Raw genomic sequence first — 19,213 nt, 5'->3', positions numbered from 1 at the left:
TTAGCCAGCCTTGCGAAACGTGAGGTTGATGCGCTGGCTACCCAGTAGCGGATGCGGGTGGTCTTTGAGCGGCGCCACGCCGTGGTAGCGCAGGCGATCCGGGCCGCCCCAGACCACGACGTCCCCGTGGAACAGTGGGATGCGCTGTGTCTTGTCTGCACGCTTGTGCCCGCCGAACAGGAACATCGCGGGCATGCCCAGCGAGACGGACACGATGGGCGCGCCGTAGTCCTGCTCGTCTTTGTCTTGATGCAGCGATAGGCGCGCACCGGGCACGTAGCGGTTGATGAGGCAGGCGTCGGGCGTGAAGCCTGGAAAGCCCGCTTCGGCAGCCGCGTTGCGGGAAAGGCGCAGGAACACATCGGGCAGCGGTGGCCACGGGTTGCCGGTGAGCGGATCGTGCATGGCGTAGCGATAGCCGTGGCGGTCGGACGTCCAGCCCAGGGTGCCGCAGTTGGTGAGCGCCACCGACATCTCAAAGCCGCCCGGCGTGACCATGTGCCTAAACGCCGCTTGCTGCGCGATGGCGTCTACGGCGGCGAGCAACGCGGGCGCATCGGGCAATGCGAAGCCACGCAGCACGAACGCCGCCTCCCCGAGCACGATGCGTGCGTCGTCGGTGGGTACGTGGTCGGCAAACAGATCGCCGGTGGTCATGGTGAAGGGGCTACAGCGCGTCGTGGAAGATGATGCCGACAGTATGCCGCCGGCCCGAGCGCAGCCGGCTCACACCGTGGCGCATGTTCACGCGGTAGGTGCCGCGTGTGCCCTGCACGGGGCGATGGTGCACCGCAAAGACCACCGCATCGCCCTTGGCGCAGGACACCACCTCGGGACGCGATTGCATGCGCGGGCGCTGCTCGGTCATGACGAACTCGCCGCCGGTGAAATCGGCGCCGGGTTCCGACAGCAGGATGGCGACCTGCAGCGGAAAGACGTGCTCGCCGTAGAGATCCTGGTGCAGGCAGTTGTAGTCGCCGGGGCCGTATTGCAGGATCAGCGGGGTAGGGCGCAACTGGCCGGCTTCGTGGCAGCGGCGCAGGAAATCGGCGTGCTTGGGTGGGTAGCGCACGTCGATGTCCATGGCCTCGTTCCAGCGGTTCGCGATGGTGGCCAGCGGCGGGTAAAGCGACGTGCGCAACTGCGCGATCAGATCCGGCAGCGGATAGGCGAAGTACTGATACTCGCCCCGGCCGAAGCCGTGGCGCTCCATCACTACGCGTGAGCGGTAGAGGCGCTCTTGCGGGTACAGCGCGGCCAGCGCGTCGCAGGCATCGTGCGTGAGCAGGCCTGGTAGCACGGCGCTGCCGACGTCGTTGAGGGCGTCTTCAACGGCATGCCAGTCGATGCCAGCGAGGTTGGGGTGGTGCTCCGAGCCTGTCTGCACGGTGGCGGTGGAAGGCGGCATATCCGTTCTGTCCGAAGAAGTCCGATATGCCAAGCCTACGCTTACGGGAGTGCGCGGGGCACTCCGGAGCTTGCGGTCAAATTCAGCCTTACGCGGCCAGGGCCGGCGGCATGGGAATGGCAGCCAGTTTGGTCAATGCATCGCCCGTGGTGCGGCAGATGCGCCACTCGGGCAGCACGTCGGCGCCCATGGCTTCGTAGAAAGCGATCGACGGTGCATTCCAGTCGAGCACGCTCCATTCGAAGCGGCCGCAGTCGCGCTCCTGCGCCAAGCGCGCGAGGTGGATCAGCAATGCCTTGCCAATGCCCAGGCCGCGATATTCCGGTTCCACAAACAGGTCTTCCAGATACAGGCCGGGCTTGCACAGGAAGGTCGAGAAATTGTGGAAGAACAGCGCAAAACCCACGGCGCGGCCGTCGACTTCTGCCAGCACGGCTTCGCAATACGGGCGCGGGCCGAACAGCATCGTGGCGAGCGCCTCGGGCGTGGTCTGTACGAGGTGCGTGAGCTTTTCGTATTCGGCCAGCGCGGTGATCAGGCGGACGAGCGAAGCGCAGTCATCCGGCGTGGCGGGGCGCAACGTGAAGGTGGCGGTTGTATCGGTGGTCGTCATTGCGGTGATCGGGATTGCAGTGAGGTTTGGACCAGGCGTGCAACCTGGTCAACGTAATCGGGCGCAAGGCAATCGACCACGTGCCGCTCGGGCGTGCTGCGCAGCCACGTGATCTGGCGCTTGCAGAGTTGGCGCGTGGCGGCAATGCCTTGTTCGCGCAGCGCAGCCATGTCGATCTCGCCATCGAGATAGGCCCATGCCTGGCGATAGCCCACGCAACGGATGGATGGCAGCGTAGGCGAAAGATCGCCGCGCTTGCGAAGTGCCTCCACCTCGTCGAGCAGGCCGCCCGCGAGCATGGCATCAAAGCGCTGGGCGATGCGTGCATGCAGCACGAGACGATCTGATGGCTCTAGCGCAATCGTCAGGTAAGGCGCAGCGGCTTCGTGCTGCTGGAACGCATTCGCACCAACCTCGCGTGCGAGCAGTGCAGACATCGGTTGGCCCGTCAGCCGGTACAGCTCCAGCGCGCGTTGGATGCGCTGCGCGTCCGTCGTATGCAATCGCGCCGCAGTGATCGGATCGATGAGCGCGAGCTTGGCGTGCAGCGCTGGCCAGCCGTCGCGCGCAGCTTCGGCATCGATCTCGGCGCGGATGGCCGGATCGGCACCAGGCAAATCGGACAGGCCCTGCGTGAGCGCCTTGTAGTAGAGCATCGTGCCGCCGACGATCAGCGGCAACTTTCCGCGCGCGCGGATGGCGTCGATCAGCGCGTTCGCATCGTTGGCAAACTGCGCGGCCGAATACGCATCGAGCGGATCAATGATGTCGATCAGGTGATGCGGCGCGATGGCCTGTTCTTCGGCGCTGGGTTTGGCGGTGCCGATGTCCATGCCGCGATACACCAGCGCGGAATCCATGCTGATGATCTCGACCGGCCAGCGCTCCGCCAGCTTCAATGCGGCAGCGGTTTTGCCGGACGCGGTGGGGCCAAGCAGGCAGATGGCGCGGGGCGCGCTTGCGAAAGACTCGGTCATCACAAACTCACTGGCCGCGCAGGAACAGGCGGTCGAGGTCAGCCACGGTGAGCTGGATCCACGTGGGGCGGCCGTGGTTGCATTGGTCGGCGCGTTCGGTGGCTTCCATCTGGCGCAGCAGCGCGTTCATCTCGTCGATGTTCAAGCGGCGGTTGGCACGCACGGCGGAATGGCACGCCAGCGTGGCGAGCAGTTCGTTCTGGCGCTCGGCCAGCACGCGGGAGCCGCCGTAGGCCTGCAGATCGCGCAGTACGTCGCGAGCGAGCGCTTGTGCATCGGCCTTTTGCAGCAGCGTTGGCACGGATCGCACCGCCAGCGTGGTGGGCGATACGGCGGAGATATCGAAGCCGAGCAGCGTGAGCGTGTCACGGAATTCCTCCGCAGTGCCGATTTCCACCGGGCTGGCGGCAAACGTGACCGGAATCAGCAGCGGCTGCACCTCGACGCGCTTGGCTTCCAACGCGGTCTTGAGCTGTTCGTAGAGGATGCGCTCGTGTGCGGCGTGCATGTCGACGAGCACCATGCCGCGCGTGTTTTGCGCCAGCACGTAAATGCCGTGCAACTGGGCGACGGCGAAACCGAGCGGGTGGGCGTCGTCGTCATCGGTTTGCTGCGCGACGACGGGCTCCGCAATGGACGTCGGTGCTTCGGCAGTCGCCGTGCCGCCATCGAACAATGTCGATGCGCTCGGCACGTCGGCCATCCAGGCCGGGCGCGACGACGGCATTGGCGTAGTGTCGCCCCGCATCATCGACAGGTATTGCCCGCGCGGCTGCTCGATGCCGAGCGACGTCTGCCGTGCGGCCATCTGGTTGATCCAGCGCGTCGTGTTGTCTGCGGGCGATGGTGTAGCCGCCGCCTCAGGCGCATCGGCGATGTCGGTGCGCAGGCTGTCGCCCTGTTCACCAGCGTGGCGGGACAGCGCGCGCTGGATCGCGTGATAGACGAATTGGTGCACCGCGCGGCTGTCGCGGAAGCGCACCTCGATCTTGGACGGATGCACGTTCACGTCCACGGCTTCGGGCGGCAGCTCCAGGCACAGCACGTAGGCGGGGAAGCGGTCGCCGTGCAGCACGTCTTCATAGGCGCTGCGCACGGCGTGCGTGAGCAGGCGGTCGCGCACAAAGCGGCCGTTGACGTAGAAGAACTGATGGTCAGCCCGCCCGCGCGAGGCGGTCGGCAGGCCGGCAAAGCCGAAGAGGCGCAGCTCGCCGGCTTGCTCTTCAAATGGCAGGCGCGCGCGGGCGAATTCGGTGCCGAGCACGGCGGCGGTGCGCGAGTCGGCTTGCGTCGCATTCCAATGTTCCAGCGGCTTGCCGTTGTGATGCACGGAGATGGCCACATCGGGGCGTGCCAGCGCCGTGCGACGGATCACCTCCATGCAGTGGCCCAGCTCGGTCTGCTCGGTCTTCAGAAACTTGCGGCGCGCCGGCGTGTTGAAGTACAGGTGCTGCACGTCGACGGTCGTGCCGACGCCGCCCGAGGCCGGCTGCACGCGCCCGCTTTGCGCAATGATTTGCGTGGCGTGGGCATCATGGGCGGTGCGCGAGGTGAGCGTCAGCTCCGCCACAGAGGCAATCGAAGCCAGCGCCTCACCGCGAAAGCCCAGCGTCGCCACCGATTCCAGCTCTTCCAGCGAGCCGATCTTGCTGGTCGCATGCCGCATCAGCGCGACGGCCAGCTCATCGGCCGGAATGCCGCCGCCGTTGTCGGTGATGGCGATGCGCCGCACGCCGCCTTCTTCCAGCTTGATCTGGAGTTGCGTGGCGCCGGCGTCCAGCGCGTTTTCCAGCAGTTCCTTGACCACGGACGCCGGCCGCTCGACCACCTCGCCGGCCGCGATCTGGCTGATCAGCTGATCGGGCAGCGGGCGGATGGAGCGGCGGGCGGGGGTGACGGCTGGGGTAGCGGATTCGGAGGCGGAATTCATCGGCGCATTATAAATGTCACACCCTGTGTGGCGCACCGATGCAAGCACTGGATGTCCCCACCAACGGCTAGGGGAAATCTAAGTCGCATCCGGTATCATTCCCCGCTCGCTTAGGGGGATGGTTTGGATATCGTGATGCAACTGGTCGACATCGTGCTGCATGTCGACAAATCGCTGGGCCTGCTGATTCAGCAGTACGGCGCGTGGGTGTACGTGCTGCTGTTTGCCATTGTGTTTGCCGAGACCGGCCTGGTGGTGCTGCCCTTCCTGCCGGGCGATACGCTGCTCTTCATTGCCGGTGCCATGTGCGCGGCCGGCCAGATGGATGCCTGGCTGCTGATTGTGCTGCTGGTGATTGCCGCCACGACGGGCAACACGGTCAACTATTTTGTGGGCTCCTGGATCGGCCCCAAGGTATTCGACGGTCACATCCGCTTCCTCGACCACCAAGCGCTGATGAAGACGCACGGCTTTTATGAGCGCCACGGCGGCAAGACGCTGGTGATGGCGCGCTTCATTCCGGTGGTGCGCACCTTCGCGCCGTTCGTGGCCGGTGTGTCGAAGATGACGTTTGCCAAGTTCCAGCTCTTCAACATGATCGGCGCCGTGCTGTGGGTCGGTCTGCTGGTGGCTTCGGGCGTGTTCTTCGGCAATCTGCCGATGGTGCGTGACCATCTGAACACCATCGTGCTGATCGGCCTGGGCGCAGCGATTGTGCCGCTGATGCTGGGCGGGCTGTGGAAGCTGCTCAAGCGCCGTCGTGGCGCGGTGGTGCAGAAGTAAGCGTCAGTTGAGGTTCTTGCTCATGGCGCGCAGCGTCGGCATGCGCTCCTTGAGCTTGGCCGTGTCGGCCGCATCGGGCCGGGCGTCCACGTAGGCTTCCAAGTCTTCCAGCGCGGGCCGGAAGCATTCCAGATTGGCGTAGGCCAGCCCGCGATCGCGCACTTCTTCAATCGAATCCGGCAGCAGAATCACCAGCCTTTGCTGCACAGCCAGCAAGCGTTGCCAGCGCGATTCCTGCAAGTAGATCGCCTTCAGATTGCGCAACATGCGCGCGATGATCTCGCGGTGCGTCGCCACCTGCAGGAACACCCCGAGCGGCACCGAGTTCGGGTCTTCGATGCCTTCCTTTTCCAGGTACGGGTCGAGCATGTCCTGCAGCTCTTCCTTCGACAGTGTCTGCCCCGTCAACGGATCGAGCACGACCTCGCCCGCCGGAATGCTCATACGCACCAGGAAGTGATTCGGGAAGGACACCCCTTTGAGCGGCAAGCCGATCTGCTGGCCAATCTCCATCAGCAGCACCGCCAATGAAATCGGGATGCCGCGCCGGCTCTGCAGCACGGCGTTCAGGTAGGAGTTCTCGGGGTCGTAGTAATCGTTGGCGTTGGGGCCGAAGCCCAGCTCGCGATAGAAGAACTGATTGAGCAGGCGCAAGCGCTGGATGGCCGGCGTGCCCTCGGCGATGCGGTTCTTGATGCGCGCGACCAGCACGTCGATGGCGGCCAGCTCGCTTTGCAGGTCCAAGTCCGGATACGCATCCTGTGCAATCGACAGGGCGGTTTCGGTGAGGGGGATGCTGTCGTCGTCCGCAACTAAAGCCGAAAAATAATCGAGGACTTTTGTCGTCATCAGATGGCCTTCTTTCGGAACGTGGAGAACTTCAACCCAGTCAGCCACAGTGTACCGAAATAGACCACCGCGCACAGGACCAGGCTTGCCCCGAGCAGCGCAATGCGCACAAGCGGCTTGGCGCCCAGTCCCACCCAGTCAAAATTGTGCGCAAGCCATAGCAGCAGACTCGCCAGCAACAGCACGGCCGACATCACCTGTGCCAGAAACAGCCCCCAGCCCGGCAGCGGGTGGTAGTAGCCGCGACGGCGCAGGCCAAAGAACAGCAGCGCCGCATTGATCGTTGCGCCAAAGCTGATCGACAGCGCTAGCCCCGCATGCCCGAAGATCGGCACGAAAACGTAGTTGGAGAGTTGCGTCGCCACCAACACCACCAGCGCGATCTTCACCGGTGTACGGATGTCCTGGCGCGCATAAAAGCCTGGCGCCAGGATCTTGATGACGATCAGCCCGATCAGCCCAACGCCGTACGACACCAGCGCCTGGCGGGTCATCTCGACATCCATGCCGTTGAACTTGCCGTAGTGGAACAGCGTGGCCGTGAGCGGCGCACCGAACACGAACAGCCCCACCGCCGACGGCACCGCCAGCAGCACCGTCAGCCGCAAGCCCCAGTCGAGCAGCGATGAATACTCTTCGCGGTTGTTGTCCGCGCTGGCCTTCGATAGGCTCGGCAGGAGGATCGTCCCGAGCGCCACGCCCAGCAGCGCGGTCGGAAACTCCATCAGCCGATCCGCGTAGTTCAGCCACGACACGCTGCCCGTCGGCAGGCGCGAGGCAATGTTGGTGTTGATGATCAGGCTGATCTGCGCCACCGACACCGATAGCGTGGCCGGCAGCATCTGCTTGAGCACGCGCCGCACGCCCGGGTGATGCCACGCTGCCCGAAAGTTGAACGAAACGCGTGGCAGCATCCCCACCTTGCGCAGCGACGGAATCTGAATGGCGAGCTGCAGGATGCCGCCCACCATCACCGCATACGCCTGTGCGTAGATGGGCGTTGCCAGAAACGGCGCCACAAACACCGCCGCCACGATGAACGACAGGTTCAGCAGCACCGGCGTGAATGCGGGCACCGCAAACTGCCGCCACGTATTCAGAATGCCCGAGGCCAGCGCCACCAGCGACACCAGCCCGATGTACGGAAACATCACGCGCGTCATGAAGATCGCCGAGATGTAAGCCTGGCTCTCGTGCTCCTTGAAGCCTGTCGCGACCGCCGTGACGATCAACGGCGCGCCAATGACCCCCAGCGCCGAGATGATGACCAGGAACCACGTCATCACTGTCGCCACCGAATCGACCAAGGCGCGCGTCTCGGCTTCGCCCTGACGGTTCTTGAACTCGCCCAGAATCGGCACGAACGCCTGCGAGAATGCGCCCTCAGCCGACAGTCGGCGCAGCAGGTTGGGAATGCGGAAGGCGACGTTGAAGGCGTCGGTATAGACCGAAGCGCCAAAGGCGCGGGCGATCAGCGTTTCGCGAATGAGTCCGGTGATGCGCGAGAGCATCGTCAGGCCGCTGATCGTGGCGAGGGTTTTGAGGAGATTCAAGATGAATGCGGGGTTGGGCGCCGCACCGCGGTTCTGCGGCGATGGCGGTCTGACCGGCGATGCGAATTAGGGTTCGCGCAGGCGCGCGCAATTGGGGCCGTATTATAGGGACCGGCTTGCTGCGTGCCTCAAAGTGCGGCAAAAGCCGCAATCCGCTGTCATTCAGGCGATTTCACAACACGGTTTGCATTGAGCGCAGAAGTCTGCGTATAATTGCCGTCTTTCACCAATTTGCGCGCTTCGGCCTTCCGTGTCTCCCGGGGCGCTTGCTACCGTTTCTTCAGGGATTTTTCCATGGCAAACACCGCACAAGCACGCAAGCGCGCACGCCAAGCCGTCGTTCAGAACGCTCACAACTCGGCTCTGCGCTCGCGTCTGCGTACCGCAATCAAGGGCGTCCGCAAGGCTGTGGCCGCTGGCGACAAGACCGCTGCTGCTGCTGCTTTCAAGACGGCTCAAAGCACGATCGACAGCATCGCTGACAAGAAGATCGTCCACAAGAACAAGGCTGCGCGCGCCAAGTCGCGTCTGTCCGCTGCCATCAAGGCAATGGCTGCCTAAGTTCGGGTGATGCCGGCCCAGCCGGCATGGCGCGACACGCAACGTCGCGCTCCGACGATAAAAAAGCCCGTCTTCGGACGGGCTTTTTGCACTCTGCGCGCCTGCAATGTGCGAGGCGCTGCGTCGGGTGATCTTGCGGAATTAGCCTTTTGCGGGCGCGCCGCCTTCCGGCAGGATGCAGGCTTCTACGAGTTGCAGATTGTTGTCGTGCGCGAAGTTCAGGACGAAGTCCAACGCCTTGGGTTCGATCTCGCGCAGGCGCTCATCGACGAACACGCTGCGGATGCCGCCCGACATGACGGGGCGCACGTAAGGGGAGTAGGTGAAGCGCGGGTCCCCGGTATCGCCGGCAGGGCGAAACTGCGCCATGACACCGCACAGCCGGTCGGCCCAGTCGCTCGGGCGGAAGGTCTTTCCGTCGCGGGTGACACCCTGAATGAAGAATTGGCGGGGGTTGGCGGCCATGGACTGCGTGGGGCTGTGGAGATTTGCAAACGACTTCGACCGAGCGGGTGCCGCAACGTTCGAACGGGGTGCACTTGTGGTGCGGATGATGCGCTTGCTCGGTTGCCGATTCATGAACCCAACGGGCCGACTTGTCGTGCCGGTTTGCGGGCGATCGGGGCATCCAGAGCAGCCAGTATTATATCTTATATAAGACTTTCATCGGCCTTTCACCGCTGCCCCGCAGGGGGCCGTGTGGTAGCCGGGCCGCCGGGGTGGGGAACTCGCCAAATGAGTGGCGATCCCGTATGATGGACTGAATCTTCAACAGACAAGGCGGCTAGGGCGACGTGCCACGGGATGTTTCCGGCGCGTCATCTGCGGGCCGCCTTCGTTGTTTTATGAACCCACCAAGCTCGATCAAGCACTACCTGCAGTTCAAGGACTTTTCGCTGGAAGAGTACGAATACCTGCTGGACCGTTCCGCGATCCTCAAGGCCAAGTTCAAGAACTACGAGACATGGCACCCGCTGCACGACCGCACGCTAGCCATGATCTTCGAGAAGAATTCCACCCGAACGCGCCTGTCGTTTGAAGCCGGCATCCACCAGCTCGGTGGCCACGCGGTCTTCCTCAACACGCGCGATTCCCAGCTGGGCCGCGGTGAACCGATCGAAGACGCGGCACAGGTCATCTCCCGCATGACCGACATCATCATGATCCGCACCTTCGGGCAGGAGATCATCGAGCGCTTTGCTGCGCATTCGCGCGTGCCGGTCATCAACGGGCTGACCAACGAATACCACCCGTGCCAGGTGCTGGCCGACATCTTCACCTTCATCGAGCAGCGTGGCCCGATCAAGGGCAAGACGGTCACCTGGGTGGGCGACGCCAACAACATGGCGTACACGTGGATTCAGGCGGCTGAGATTCTCGGCTTCCGCTTCCATTTCTCCGCGCCGAAGGGCTATCAGCTCGATCCGGCCATGGTGGCCGATTCCAGCCTGCCGTTCGTGCACGTGTTCGAAAGCCCGCTCGAGGCTTGCGACGGTGCCCACCTAGTGACCACCGACGTGTGGACCAGCATGGGCTACGAGGCCGAGAACGAAGCGCGCAAGAAGGCCTTCGGCGACTGGATGGTCACCGAGGCGATGATGCAGCGTGCGCAACCCGATGCGCTGTTCATGCACTGCCTGCCGGCACATCGCGGCGAGGAAGTCGAAGCGGCCGTCATCGACGGCAAGCAGAGCGTGGTGTGGGACGAGGCGGAAAACCGCTTGCACGTGCAGAAGGCGCTGATGGAATACCTGCTCTGCGGGCGCTACTAAGCCGCTACTGAGCTGAAGCCATATAAAAAGGCCGCTCCGATTGACGTCGGAGCGGCCTTTTTTTGCCTTGAATCAGCGGGCTGTTACTTCTTGCCGCCGTCCAGCTGGGGCAGTGCGTTGCTGGTGCCCAGCGACAACAGGCCAGCCTTCGAGTAGATGGCCAGCTTGTCGCGCGTGTCCATCAGGTCCAGGTTGCGCATGGTCAACTGGCCGATGCGGTCGGCCGGGCTGAACGGCGCGTCTTCGACCTTTTCCATCGACAGGCGCTCAGGCGCGTAGGTCAGGTTGGCCGACTCGGTGTTCAGGATCGAGTAGTCGTTGCCGCGGCGCAGTTCCAGCGTCACGGTGCCGGTCACGGCGCGGGCCACCCAGCGCTGGGCGGTTTCGCGCAGCATGATGGCTTGCGGGTCGAACCAGCGGCCCTGGTACAGCAGACGGCCCAGGCGCAGGCCGTTGATGCGGTACTGCTCGATGGTGTCTTCGTTGTGAATACCGGTGACCAGGCGCTCGTAGGCGATGTGCAGCAGCGCCATGCCCGGGGCTTCGTAGATGCCGCGGCTCTTGGCTTCGATGATGCGGTTCTCGATCTGGTCGCTCATGCCCAGACCGTGACGGCCGCCGATGCGGTTCAGCTCTAGGAACATCTCGACTGGGTCGGCGATTTCCTTGCCGTTGACGGCGACCGGACGGCCCTCGTCAAACGTGACCGACACTTCTTCCGCCTTGACTTCGACTTCCGGCTTCCAGAACGCCACGCCCATGATCGGGTTGACGATGCGGATGCCGCTGTTCAGGTGCTCCAGGTCCTTGGCCTCGTGGGTGGCGCCTAGCATGTTGCTGTCGGTCGAGTAGGCTTTCTCGGCGCTCATCTTGTAGCCGAAACCTTCCTTCGTCATGAAGGCCGACATTTCAGCGCGGCCGCCGAGTTCGTCGATGAAGGTCTGGTCCAGCCATGGCTTGTAGATCTTCAGCGCCGGGTTGGTCAGCAGGCCGTAGCGGTAGAAGCGCTCGATGTCGTTGCCCTTGAAGGTCGAGCCGTCGCCCCAGATGTTGACGTCGTCTTCTTTCATGGCGGCGACCAGCATGGTGCCCGTCACGGCGCGGCCCAGCGGCGTGGTGTTGAAGTAGGTGATGCCGCCGGTGCTGATGTGGAAGGCGCCGGCCTGGATGGCCGCGATGCCTTCATTGGCCAGTTGGGGGCGGCAGTCGATCAGGCGGGCCTTCTCTGCGCCGTACTCCATGGCCTTGCGCGGAATGGCATCGTAGTCTTCTTCGTCGGGCTGGCCGAGGTTGGCAGTGTACGCGTAGGGCAGGGCACCCTTGTTCTTCATCCAGCGCAGGGCTGCGCTGGTATCGAGACCGCCGGAGAAGGCAATGCCGACCTTCTGGCCGACGGGAACGTGTTGCAGGATGGTTTCCATAGTCTTTCTCTTCAGATGATCGCTGCTCGCGCTTAGGCGTAGTGGCAGATGTAGTGGTACGCGTCGGTCACACGGATGTCGAACTTCGAGTTGGCCGGGACGTGGAAGCTTTCACCGGCGGCGGAGGTTTTCCATTCGTCGGTGCCGTCGAGCTTGTATTCGCACGAACCACCCACGCATTCCATGATTTCGGCCGCAGCCGTGCCGAACGTCAGTGTGGCCGGCAGCACCACGCCTACGGACTTCTTGGTGCCGTCGGGCAGGGTAAAGCTGTGGCTGACGCACTTTCCGTCAAAGTACACATTGGCCTTGGTGGTCAGGCGGACGCCGTCAAAGGTTTCGGTGGTCATGGAAAGGAACGAAAAAATAGACGAAAAAGGTGTGGGCTACGGTCGAACCTGCCATTTTAGGGCATATACGCCATGATCTACCGGTATCCTGGGTGATTCGAAGCGCGCTAAGGGGCGAGCGCTTTCAAAAAAAGGGGGAAATCATGCAGAAGCCGCACGCCAAACACATCAACCTCGCGCTGCAGGGTGGCGGGGCGCACGGGGCCTTCACCTGGGGCGTGCTGGATGCGCTACTCGAAGACGGGCGCCTGTCGTACGAGGGCATCACGGGCACGAGCGCAGGCTCGATGAATGCCGTGGTGATGCTCGACGGTCTGCTGGAAGGCGGCCCCGAGCGAGCACGCGAGAAGCTGCATGCGTTCTGGCTGGCGGTATCGACGGCCGGCTCGCCGCTCTCCGCCATGGGCGAGAATGCCAAGACGCTGTTCTCCGGCAAGCCGCTGTTTCCCGATAGCTGGCCGGTGACGGACTGGATGCGCCTGTGGGATAACTGGATCAGCGCCACCGCCCAGGGCGCCCACTACAACCCGCTGCGCGATCTGCTCGCCCAGCACGTCGATTTCGACCGGCTGCGCGCCTGCGAAAGCACCAAGCTCTTCCTGGCCGCTACCGACGTCAACACCGGCAATGTGCGCGTGTTCAACACGCCCGAGATCGACGCCGAAACGGTGCTTGCGTCCGCCTGCCTGCCGTATCTGTACCCGGCCATCGAAATTCACCACCACCACTACTGGGATGGTGGCTACATGGGCAATCCGGTGCTGTTCCCGTTCTTCTACGAGACCAAGACACAGGACATCCTGCTCGTGCACGTGAACCCGATCGTGCGCAAGGAGGTGCCCGACCAGCCGCACGAGGTGATGGAGCGACTGAACGAGATCACCTTCAACGCGTCCTTGCTGCGTGAGATGCGCGCCATCGCGTTCGTGCAGAAGCTGATTGCCGAGGATTGGCTCAAGCCCGAATACCGCGATCGCCTGAAATACATCTACCTGCACGCCATCCGTGCCGACAAGCCGCTGGGCGATTTGTCATCGTCGACGAAGCTGGTGACGGACTGGAGCTTCCTGAGCATGCTCAAGGAGCGCGGCCGGCACGAGGGCAAGGCGTGGCTGCGCAAGCATTTCGACGATGTCGGCAAGCAGGGCACGGTCGACATCCAGAAGGAATACCTGCGCGGCCAGGAGATTTAAGCGGTCAGATGACGACGGGTTCCGGTTCGATGCGTACGCCAAAGCGCGCATGGACCGCGTCCTGAATCTCGCGTGCCAGTGTCATCAATTGCACGGCGCTGCCGCCGCCCCGGTGCACCAGCACCAGCGCCTGCTTTTCATAGACGCCGACTGCGCCGCTCTGGCGGCCCTTGAAGCCGCACTGGTCGATCAGCCAGCCGGCGGCGAGCTTGTACGTGCCGTCCGGCTGCACATAGCCGACCAGATTGGGGAAGCGCTCGACCACCGCATCGCGCGTGGCGGCATCGACGATGGGGTTCTTGAAGAAGCTGCCCGCGTTGCCGATCTCGGCCGGGTCGGGCAGCTTGCGGCGGCGGATGGTGACCACCGCGTCGAAGATGTTCTGTGCCGTGGGGTTGGCGATGTTCTGCGCAGCCAGCTCGCGGGCGAGTTCGGCGTAGTGCGTGTCGGGCTGCCAGTCGATGGGCAGGGCGAACGTCACCTCGGTAATGACGTAGCGATCGGCGCCCGCACGCTTGAAGAGGCTGTCGCGGTAGCCGAAGGCACAGTCGGCTGCGGTGAGGGTGACGAACTCGCCGGCATGGCGGTCGTAGGCGCGCAGCGAGTGGAAGCGGTCTTTGATCTCCACGCCGTATGCGCCGATGTTCTGGATGGGGGCGGCGCCTACCGTACCGGGAATCAGCGCGAGGTTTTCCAGCCCAGGCAAGCCATTGGCGACGGTGTGCGCGACCAGCCCGTGCCACGATTCGCCGCCGCCGGCAGTCACCGTGTGAACTTCGCGGCCATCGAGCGTCGCGTGGCCGGTGGTGATGCCCGGAATCTCCATCAGCAGCACCAGCCCGTCAAAGTCACGCGTGAGCACGACGTTGCTGCCGCCGCCCAGCACCAGCACGGGCAGGTCCTGCACGCGCGGGTCGGCCAGCGCGGCGGGGATGTCGTCCGGCGTGCGCACATGTGCTGCGTAGCGGGCGGTGGCTTCAAAACGGAACGTGTTGTGCCGGCCTAGGGGATAATGCGGGTCGAGCAACGCCATGGCGCCAAATCTGCTGGGAAAGCGGAGATTATAGAAGCCATGGCGCACGCGGCACCCGCAGGAAGCTGCCGCAGCAACCCGAATTCAAGTCTGCAAGGAGAACACGATGCCGTCGTTTGACGTGGTATGCGAAGCCAACATGGTGGAAGTGAAGAACGCCGTGGAACAGGCCAACAAAGAGATTTCGACGCGATTCGACTTCAAGGGCTCGGACTCTCGCGTCGAGCACAAGGAACAGGAGCTGACCCTGTTTGCCGATGACGATTTCAAGATCGGCCAGGTCAACGACGTGCTGATGAACAAGCTCGCCAAGCGCAACGTCGACGTGCGCTTCCTGGACTACCAGGACAAGCAGAAGATCGGCGGCGACAAGATGAAGCAAGTCGTCAAGATCAAGAAGGGCGTCTCGGGCGATCTGGCCAAGAAGATCGTCAAGACGATCAAGGACAGCAAGATCAAGGTCCAGGCCAGCATCCAAGGCGACGCGGTGCGCGTGACCGGCGCCAAGCGCGATGACCTGCAGAGCGTGATCGCCATGCTGCGCAAGGACGTGAGCGATACGCCGCTGGATTTCAACAACTTCCGCGACTGATCCGAGCCGCTTCCAACAAGACGCCCCGAATGTTCGGGGCGTTTTTGTTTTCTGCGGGGATCAGCCTGCCGCTACGGCGCGCGGCTGTGTCAGCATCTCCGGCTGCAGGATTTCGTCCAGCGCCTCGCGGCTGAGCAGCGCTTTGTCCAGCACGAGCTGATACACGCTGGCGCCGCTCACCAGCGCTTCTTGTGCGATGGCGGTGGCGTTGGTGTAGCCGATGTGCGGGTTCAGCGCGGTGACGATGCCGATGGAGCGCTCCACGTTGTCGCGCAAGTGATCGACGTTGGCGGTAATGCCGTTGACGCACTTGTCGGCCAGCGTCAGGCAGCCGTTGCGCAGGTGCACGAGGCTCTTGAACAGGCTGTGCGCAATCACCGGCTCAAACGCGTTGAGCTGAAGCTGACCGGCCTCGGCGGCAAAGGTGATGGTGACGTCGTTGCCGATCACCTCATACGCGATCTGGTTGACCACTTCCGGAATCACCGGGTTCACCTTGCCCGGCATGATGCTGGAGCCCGCCTGCATGGCGGGCAGGTTGATCTCGCCCATGCCGGCGCGCGGGCCGCTGGAGAGCAAGCGCAAGTCGTTGCAGGTTTTGGACAGTTTGGCCGCCATGCGCTTGAGCACGCCCGAGATGTGCATGAACGCGCCCACGTCCGGCGTGGCAGCCACCAGGTCCTGCGCGGTGATCAGCGGGATGCCGGTGATCTGCGCCAGGTGCTTGCGCGCGGCCTCTGCGTAATCGGGGTGCGTGTTGATGCCGGTGCCAATGGCGGTGGCGCCGAGGTTGATCTCGCGAATCGTCGATAGCGCTTCCAGCAACCGCGCCTGATCTTCGGCTAGGCCGACTGCGTAGCTGCCGAATTCCTGGCCCAGCGTCATCGGTACGGCGTCTTGCAGTTGCGTGCGGCCCATCTTCAGCACGCTGCGGAATTCGTTGGCCTTGCGCTCGAACGCTGCGCGCAACACGCTCATCGCCTCCACCAGCTCCAGCACGAGATCGTGCGTGGCGATATGCAGCGCCGTCGGATAGACGTCGTTGGTGCTCTGGCTCATGTTCACGTGCTCGTTCGGGTGCAGGTGCTCATACGCGCCACGCGCGTGGCCGAGCTGTTCGAGCGCGAGGTTGGCGATGACCTCGTTGGCGTTCATGTTGGTGGACGTGCCTGCGCCGCCTTGGATGACGTCGACGACAAAGTGCTCGTGCGCCACACCCGCCTGCACCTGCTTGCAGGCTGCAACGATGGCGTCTGCACGTGTCTTGTCCAGCAGACCGAGTTCGTGATTGGCGAGCGCCGCAGCGGCCTTCACGCTGGCCAGCGCATTGATCAGTTGCGGATAGACCGAAATGGGCGTGCCGGTAATCGGAAAGTTCTCCAACGCGCGCAGCGTGTGGACGCCGTAGTACTTCTCGTTGGGGATGTCGCGGTCGCCGAGCAGGTCGTGTTCAATGCGTGTGGCCATGGCTGGGTGTGTCTCCAAGTGGGGCGGTTATGCGCCGAATGCACCAAAAGAAATGGCCCGCGATGAACGCGGGCCAGCTCGGGTGATACCGGAAATGCAGGGTGCCTTCTGTGAACAACTGGCAAGAGTGGTTCAGGCAGGCGGAATCGTCCTGATGCGCGGCAAAAGGACGCGTCCCCGCGTTGCACGGGGACGACGCACGTACTGCGTTACTGCGACAGCTTGGTCACCTTCAGCGCAGGGTCCGCTGCAATGGCGGCCTCCGAGAACGGCAGCCGGTTCCAGCGCTTGGCCGAGAACTCGCGCATCTGGTCGAACGCATGCGGCGAGGCCGGGTCGCTCGATTCGCCATAGGTCAGCAGCGCATCGGCCACCGGGCCCTGGTCGTCAAACGTGACGGTCTGGATGTAGCTGGTGCCGAAATACACCTGCAGCCCCTTTGGCCCGATCGGCGTGCTTTGCAGCTTGTTGAGCACGCCTTCGTACTCCTCGCCGCCGTGCAGGGCGATGTCCCCGCCCGGTGCGTGGGCTGCCTGCACGGTGCCCAGCGGGGCATCCAGCGCAAAGCCGGCGGTGCGCACTGCGCCCACAGCGTCCTTCAGCGCCTTGAATACGGCCGTGCGGACCGTCGCGTCGTTCATTCGCAGGCCGCGCGGCGTGTAGATCGGGTCGGCCGGGTTGAAGTCGACCGCGTAGACGTGCGGGATGTCCTTGGCGCGCATCCAGAACTCGCGGAACAGGTGGCCGGCGCGGGCGTCGGCATTGCTCGTGAGGTTCCATTGCACGAGGGCAGCGCAGCCGTCGCGCACATCGGCATCGACGTTGGGCGTGGCTTTGCACGCAGCCAGCAGATCGTCGCGCACCAAATGCCCGGCGAGGTTGGCATCGCGGAAGATCATCGCTTGCAGGTTCGGCAGGTTGACCTTGTTGCCGGGCAGGCCGTCGGTACCGTTCAGGCGGCGCTCGATCTCGATGATGCCGATGCGGGTGCGCAGGCGCTGCGGCACGTCGGTCGAGCCCATCACTGGGGAGTAGCCGGTCAGCTTCTGCGCCGGGTTGGTCAGCCACGAGCTGTCGTTGCTGTTGGCGACGTAGTCATCGCGCTCCAGCACCGGCATGCGGGCGGGCGCCACCAGACCGGGCACGGGCGATGCCGGATCGACCTGCCAATCGCACGCGCTGCGCGAGCCATCGAGCAGCACCAGCCCCACGCCCTTGAACAGCTTGTCGGCCAGCGGCGACGGCGCGCAGCGCTTGAGCGTATCTGCGGAGACATCCGGCGTGGTCAACACATCGGCAAACAGCGCGCGGCCGTTGCGATCGGTGGCGATCGTGTTGACCCAGGGGATGCCGAGGTTGCCGATCGCCTGCTGGATGCCAGCCACGTCCTCGGCCTGTGCGATGTGCAGCCACGTGTCGATCGAGCGCGTGTTGTTGCGGTTGGCATCACGCAGCGTGTAGGCCTTCTGCGAGGTCCACGGCATGCCGCCTGCGGGCATCGACAGCACGGGGCCATACACCGTGTTGTAGAAGGTGTGCGTGCGGCGCTCGATGCGGCCATCCGGCGGCTTCACATCAAACGCCACGGTGCGCGTGGTCATCTTGTGCGGCTTGCCGTCGATCAGGTACGTGGTCGGATCGCCCTCGGCCAGCTTCAGCTCGAACACGGTGAAGCGGCGGCCGGTGGACACGGTGTGCGTCCACGCCACGTCTTTGTTGAACCCGATGCTGACGACGGGGAAGGCGGCAATCGATGCGCCCATCACGTCCAGCTTGCCAGGCACGGTCAGGTGGACCTGGTAGAAGCGGTTGGTGGTCGTCCAAGGGAAGTGCGGGTTGCCGAGCAGCACGCCGCGGCCGTTGTCCGTGGCGGCCTTGCCGAAGGCCCAGCCGTTGGAGCCGATGGGCATGTCGCGCAGTTGCAGGTCGCGGTCGAGCGCGGCAGTGTCGACGGCATGCGGGGGAATGACGGCAGACGCCGGGGCACCGCCTGGCGGCTGCGCGGCGACGATGCTCTGCAGCATGGCGCCCGCGCTGGCCTGAATGGACTTCTCTTCGCCCATGCGCATCATGTCGACCAGTGTGAGCGGACGTACCCAGGTGGCGTTGCGGCAGGCAGCGGGGCGGTCGGCGGCCGGCGTGTCTTTCAGATAGCGGTTGTAGCCGGCGAGGTAGCCGCGCAGCAGTTCGCGCGCTTCCGGCGACATCTGCGCGTAGCCTGCGCGCAGGCCAGCCTCGTCGAACGCGCCCTTGAAAAACGCATCTGACTGCGTGTTCGGGATCGGCTTGAACGACACGGTGACGGTGCCGTCCGGCCCGAAGGTCTTCGAGCGCTCGCCGTTGACGGTGACGACCTGGTCGGCCAGCAGGCAGACGTTGTCCTGCGCATAGGCGTAGGCCATGCCGAAGCCGAGGCTGGCGTAGTCGTTGGCGCGGACGTGCGGAATGCCGAAGCGGGTGCGGCTGATCTCGGCCGAGAGGCCCGTGTCCGATGGCGTGGCCCAGCCGCTGTCGGCGCTTGCGCAACCCGCCAATGCCGCAAGCGCGGCCATGGCAAGCGTGCCGCGCAGCGCGAATCCCTGTCTGAATTGCTGCATCGTGTGGTGTCTCCTGATCCTTGTGTTGTGATGGGGCCGCATCCGTGCGCAGCCACCGTCGCATCCTCAATCAGACGGGTCTGAACCGAAAGAGGTATTCCCGCCAGAGTTGGG

The 19,213-nt window shown here is 64.1% G+C and carries 18 protein-coding genes; 5 read left to right on the top strand and 13 right to left on the bottom strand.

Annotated features, from left to right (window positions below; genetic code table 11):
• The 5 genes from alkB to mutL all read right to left on the bottom strand — a co-directional run bounded on the left by alkB (position 1) and on the right by mutL (position 4,928).
• Positions 1-657 (bottom strand): DNA oxidative demethylase AlkB, encoded by a 657-nt coding sequence (gene alkB, locus ACS7SF_RS05355; protein ID WP_439892014.1) that lies wholly within the window; start codon positions 655-657, stop codon positions 1-3.
• Between the two features lie 10 nt (positions 658-667).
• Positions 668-1,408 (bottom strand): 2OG-Fe(II) oxygenase, encoded by a 741-nt coding sequence (locus tag ACS7SF_RS05350; protein ID WP_439892013.1) that lies wholly within the window; start codon positions 1,406-1,408, stop codon positions 668-670.
• An 88-nt stretch (positions 1,409-1,496) separates the two neighbouring features.
• On the bottom strand, positions 1,497-2,021 hold the full coding sequence (locus tag ACS7SF_RS05345) for a GNAT family N-acetyltransferase (RefSeq protein ID WP_439892012.1): 525 nt from the start codon (positions 2,019-2,021) through the stop codon (positions 1,497-1,499).
• Complete coding sequence (gene miaA / locus ACS7SF_RS05340) at positions 2,018-2,998, bottom strand: tRNA (adenosine(37)-N6)-dimethylallyltransferase MiaA (protein ID WP_439892011.1); 981 nt, start codon at positions 2,996-2,998, stop codon at positions 2,018-2,020. The genes ACS7SF_RS05345 and miaA overlap by 4 nt, the downstream gene beginning before the upstream one ends.
• Positions 2,999-3,005: 7 nt before the next feature.
• Entirely contained in the window at positions 3,006-4,928 is a 1,923-nt protein-coding gene (mutL, locus tag ACS7SF_RS05335) for a DNA mismatch repair endonuclease MutL (RefSeq protein ID WP_439892010.1), read from the bottom strand.
• A gap of 135 nt (positions 4,929-5,063) precedes the next feature.
• Between mutL and ACS7SF_RS05330 the strand changes: the two genes are divergently transcribed.
• On the top strand, positions 5,064-5,711 hold the full coding sequence (locus ACS7SF_RS05330) for a VTT domain-containing protein (RefSeq protein WP_439892009.1): 648 nt from the start codon (positions 5,064-5,066) through the stop codon (positions 5,709-5,711).
• Positions 5,712-5,714: 3 nt separating this feature from the next.
• Here ACS7SF_RS05330 and ACS7SF_RS05325 read toward each other — a convergent pair whose 3' ends face one another.
• Positions 5,715-6,560, bottom strand: a complete 846-nt coding sequence (locus tag ACS7SF_RS05325; RefSeq protein WP_426394713.1) for a SirB1 family protein — start codon at positions 6,558-6,560, stop codon at positions 5,715-5,717.
• Positions 6,560-8,113: a murein biosynthesis integral membrane protein MurJ gene (gene murJ / locus ACS7SF_RS05320; RefSeq protein WP_439892008.1), complete on the bottom strand. Its 1,554-nt coding sequence runs from the start codon at positions 8,111-8,113 to the stop codon at positions 6,560-6,562. The genes ACS7SF_RS05325 and murJ overlap by 1 nt, the downstream gene beginning before the upstream one ends.
• Positions 8,114-8,407: 294 nt before the next feature.
• Here murJ and rpsT point away from each other — a divergent pair, with 294 nt between their 5' ends.
• Positions 8,408-8,674 (top strand): 30S ribosomal protein S20, encoded by a 267-nt coding sequence (rpsT, locus tag ACS7SF_RS05315; protein WP_004631753.1) that lies wholly within the window; start codon positions 8,408-8,410, stop codon positions 8,672-8,674.
• 141 nt (positions 8,675-8,815) lie between these two features.
• On the opposite strand, the gene ACS7SF_RS05310 is transcribed toward rpsT, so the two are convergent.
• On the bottom strand, positions 8,816-9,139 hold the full coding sequence (locus ACS7SF_RS05310) for a DUF3579 domain-containing protein (RefSeq protein WP_439892007.1): 324 nt from the start codon (positions 9,137-9,139) through the stop codon (positions 8,816-8,818).
• Positions 9,140-9,519: 380 nt separating this feature from the next.
• Here ACS7SF_RS05310 and argF point away from each other — a divergent pair, with 380 nt between their 5' ends.
• Positions 9,520-10,446, top strand: a complete 927-nt coding sequence (gene argF / locus ACS7SF_RS05305) for an ornithine carbamoyltransferase (RefSeq protein ID WP_439892006.1) — start codon at positions 9,520-9,522, stop codon at positions 10,444-10,446.
• Between the two features lie 83 nt (positions 10,447-10,529).
• On the opposite strand, the gene argG is transcribed toward argF, so the two are convergent.
• Both argG and ACS7SF_RS05295 read right to left on the bottom strand, forming a co-directional pair.
• On the bottom strand, positions 10,530-11,867 hold the full coding sequence (gene argG / locus ACS7SF_RS05300; protein ID WP_021195855.1) for an argininosuccinate synthase: 1,338 nt from the start codon (positions 11,865-11,867) through the stop codon (positions 10,530-10,532).
• A gap of 32 nt (positions 11,868-11,899) precedes the next feature.
• Positions 11,900-12,217 carry a pyrimidine/purine nucleoside phosphorylase gene (locus tag ACS7SF_RS05295; protein ID WP_439892005.1) on the bottom strand — a complete coding sequence of 106 codons (318 nt, stop codon included), beginning with the start codon at positions 12,215-12,217 and terminating at the stop codon, positions 11,900-11,902.
• A 143-nt stretch (positions 12,218-12,360) separates the two neighbouring features.
• On the opposite strand from ACS7SF_RS05295, the gene ACS7SF_RS05290 reads away from it, so the two are divergent.
• Positions 12,361-13,410, top strand: a complete 1,050-nt coding sequence (locus ACS7SF_RS05290; protein WP_439892004.1) for a patatin-like phospholipase family protein — start codon at positions 12,361-12,363, stop codon at positions 13,408-13,410.
• Positions 13,411-13,414: 4 nt separating this feature from the next.
• Here the strand turns inward: ACS7SF_RS05290 and murB are convergent, their stop codons facing one another.
• Complete coding sequence (gene murB, locus ACS7SF_RS05285) at positions 13,415-14,443, bottom strand: UDP-N-acetylmuramate dehydrogenase (protein ID WP_439892003.1); 1,029 nt, start codon at positions 14,441-14,443, stop codon at positions 13,415-13,417.
• Positions 14,444-14,549: 106 nt separating this feature from the next.
• Here murB and ACS7SF_RS05280 point away from each other — a divergent pair, with 106 nt between their 5' ends.
• Positions 14,550-15,035 carry a YajQ family cyclic di-GMP-binding protein gene (locus ACS7SF_RS05280; RefSeq protein WP_009241389.1) on the top strand — a complete coding sequence of 162 codons (486 nt, stop codon included), beginning with the start codon at positions 14,550-14,552 and terminating at the stop codon, positions 15,033-15,035.
• Between the two features lie 60 nt (positions 15,036-15,095).
• On the opposite strand, the gene aspA is transcribed toward ACS7SF_RS05280, so the two are convergent.
• Both aspA and ACS7SF_RS05270 read right to left on the bottom strand, forming a co-directional pair.
• Positions 15,096-16,502, bottom strand: a complete 1,407-nt coding sequence (gene aspA, locus ACS7SF_RS05275; RefSeq protein WP_439892002.1) for an aspartate ammonia-lyase — start codon at positions 16,500-16,502, stop codon at positions 15,096-15,098.
• Positions 16,503-16,711: 209 nt separating this feature from the next.
• The gene (locus ACS7SF_RS05270) at positions 16,712-19,099 is read right to left on the bottom strand and encodes an acylase (protein WP_439892001.1); all 2,388 of its coding nucleotides are present in this window, start codon (positions 19,097-19,099) and stop codon (positions 16,712-16,714) included.
• Positions 19,100-19,213 lie beyond the last annotated feature (114 nt).

The sequence above is a fragment of the Ralstonia sp. 25C genome (genome assembly GCF_051904805.1).
In the GTDB taxonomy this organism is placed as follows: Bacteria; Pseudomonadota; Gammaproteobacteria; order Burkholderiales; family Burkholderiaceae; genus Ralstonia.
The sequence above is the reverse complement of the archived record's forward strand: the minus strand, read 5'-3'. Positions and strand labels throughout refer to the sequence as shown.

What these genes read in the sequence shown, in the direction of transcription:
- rpsT (WP_004631753.1), top strand. Translation starts at nt 8,408, where the DNA reads ATGGCAAACACCGCACAAGCACGCAAGCGCGCACGCCAAGCCGTCGTT.
- murB (WP_439892003.1), bottom strand. Translation starts at nt 14,443, where the DNA reads ATGGCGTTGCTCGACCCGCATTATCCCCTAGGCCGGCACAACACGTTC.
- ACS7SF_RS05290 (WP_439892004.1), top strand. Translation starts at nt 12,361, where the DNA reads ATGCAGAAGCCGCACGCCAAACACATCAACCTCGCGCTGCAGGGTGGC.
- ACS7SF_RS05270 (WP_439892001.1), bottom strand. Translation starts at nt 19,099, where the DNA reads ATGCAGCAATTCAGACAGGGATTCGCGCTGCGCGGCACGCTTGCCATG.
- alkB (WP_439892014.1), bottom strand. Translation starts at nt 657, where the DNA reads ATGACCACCGGCGATCTGTTTGCCGACCACGTACCCACCGACGACGCA.
- ACS7SF_RS05280 (WP_009241389.1), top strand. Translation starts at nt 14,550, where the DNA reads ATGCCGTCGTTTGACGTGGTATGCGAAGCCAACATGGTGGAAGTGAAG.
- ACS7SF_RS05310 (WP_439892007.1), bottom strand. Translation starts at nt 9,139, where the DNA reads ATGGCCGCCAACCCCCGCCAATTCTTCATTCAGGGTGTCACCCGCGAC.
- ACS7SF_RS05350 (WP_439892013.1), bottom strand. Translation starts at nt 1,408, where the DNA reads ATGCCGCCTTCCACCGCCACCGTGCAGACAGGCTCGGAGCACCACCCC.
- ACS7SF_RS05295 (WP_439892005.1), bottom strand. Translation starts at nt 12,217, where the DNA reads ATGACCACCGAAACCTTTGACGGCGTCCGCCTGACCACCAAGGCCAAT.
- ACS7SF_RS05330 (WP_439892009.1), top strand. Translation starts at nt 5,064, where the DNA reads ATGCAACTGGTCGACATCGTGCTGCATGTCGACAAATCGCTGGGCCTG.
- aspA (WP_439892002.1), bottom strand. Translation starts at nt 16,502, where the DNA reads ATGGCCACACGCATTGAACACGACCTGCTCGGCGACCGCGACATCCCC.
- argF (WP_439892006.1), top strand. Translation starts at nt 9,520, where the DNA reads ATGAACCCACCAAGCTCGATCAAGCACTACCTGCAGTTCAAGGACTTT.
- ACS7SF_RS05345 (WP_439892012.1), bottom strand. Translation starts at nt 2,021, where the DNA reads ATGACGACCACCGATACAACCGCCACCTTCACGTTGCGCCCCGCCACG.
- mutL (WP_439892010.1), bottom strand. Translation starts at nt 4,928, where the DNA reads ATGAATTCCGCCTCCGAATCCGCTACCCCAGCCGTCACCCCCGCCCGC.
- argG (WP_021195855.1), bottom strand. Translation starts at nt 11,867, where the DNA reads ATGGAAACCATCCTGCAACACGTTCCCGTCGGCCAGAAGGTCGGCATT.
- ACS7SF_RS05325 (WP_426394713.1), bottom strand. Translation starts at nt 6,560, where the DNA reads ATGACGACAAAAGTCCTCGATTATTTTTCGGCTTTAGTTGCGGACGAC.
- miaA (WP_439892011.1), bottom strand. Translation starts at nt 2,998, where the DNA reads ATGACCGAGTCTTTCGCAAGCGCGCCCCGCGCCATCTGCCTGCTTGGC.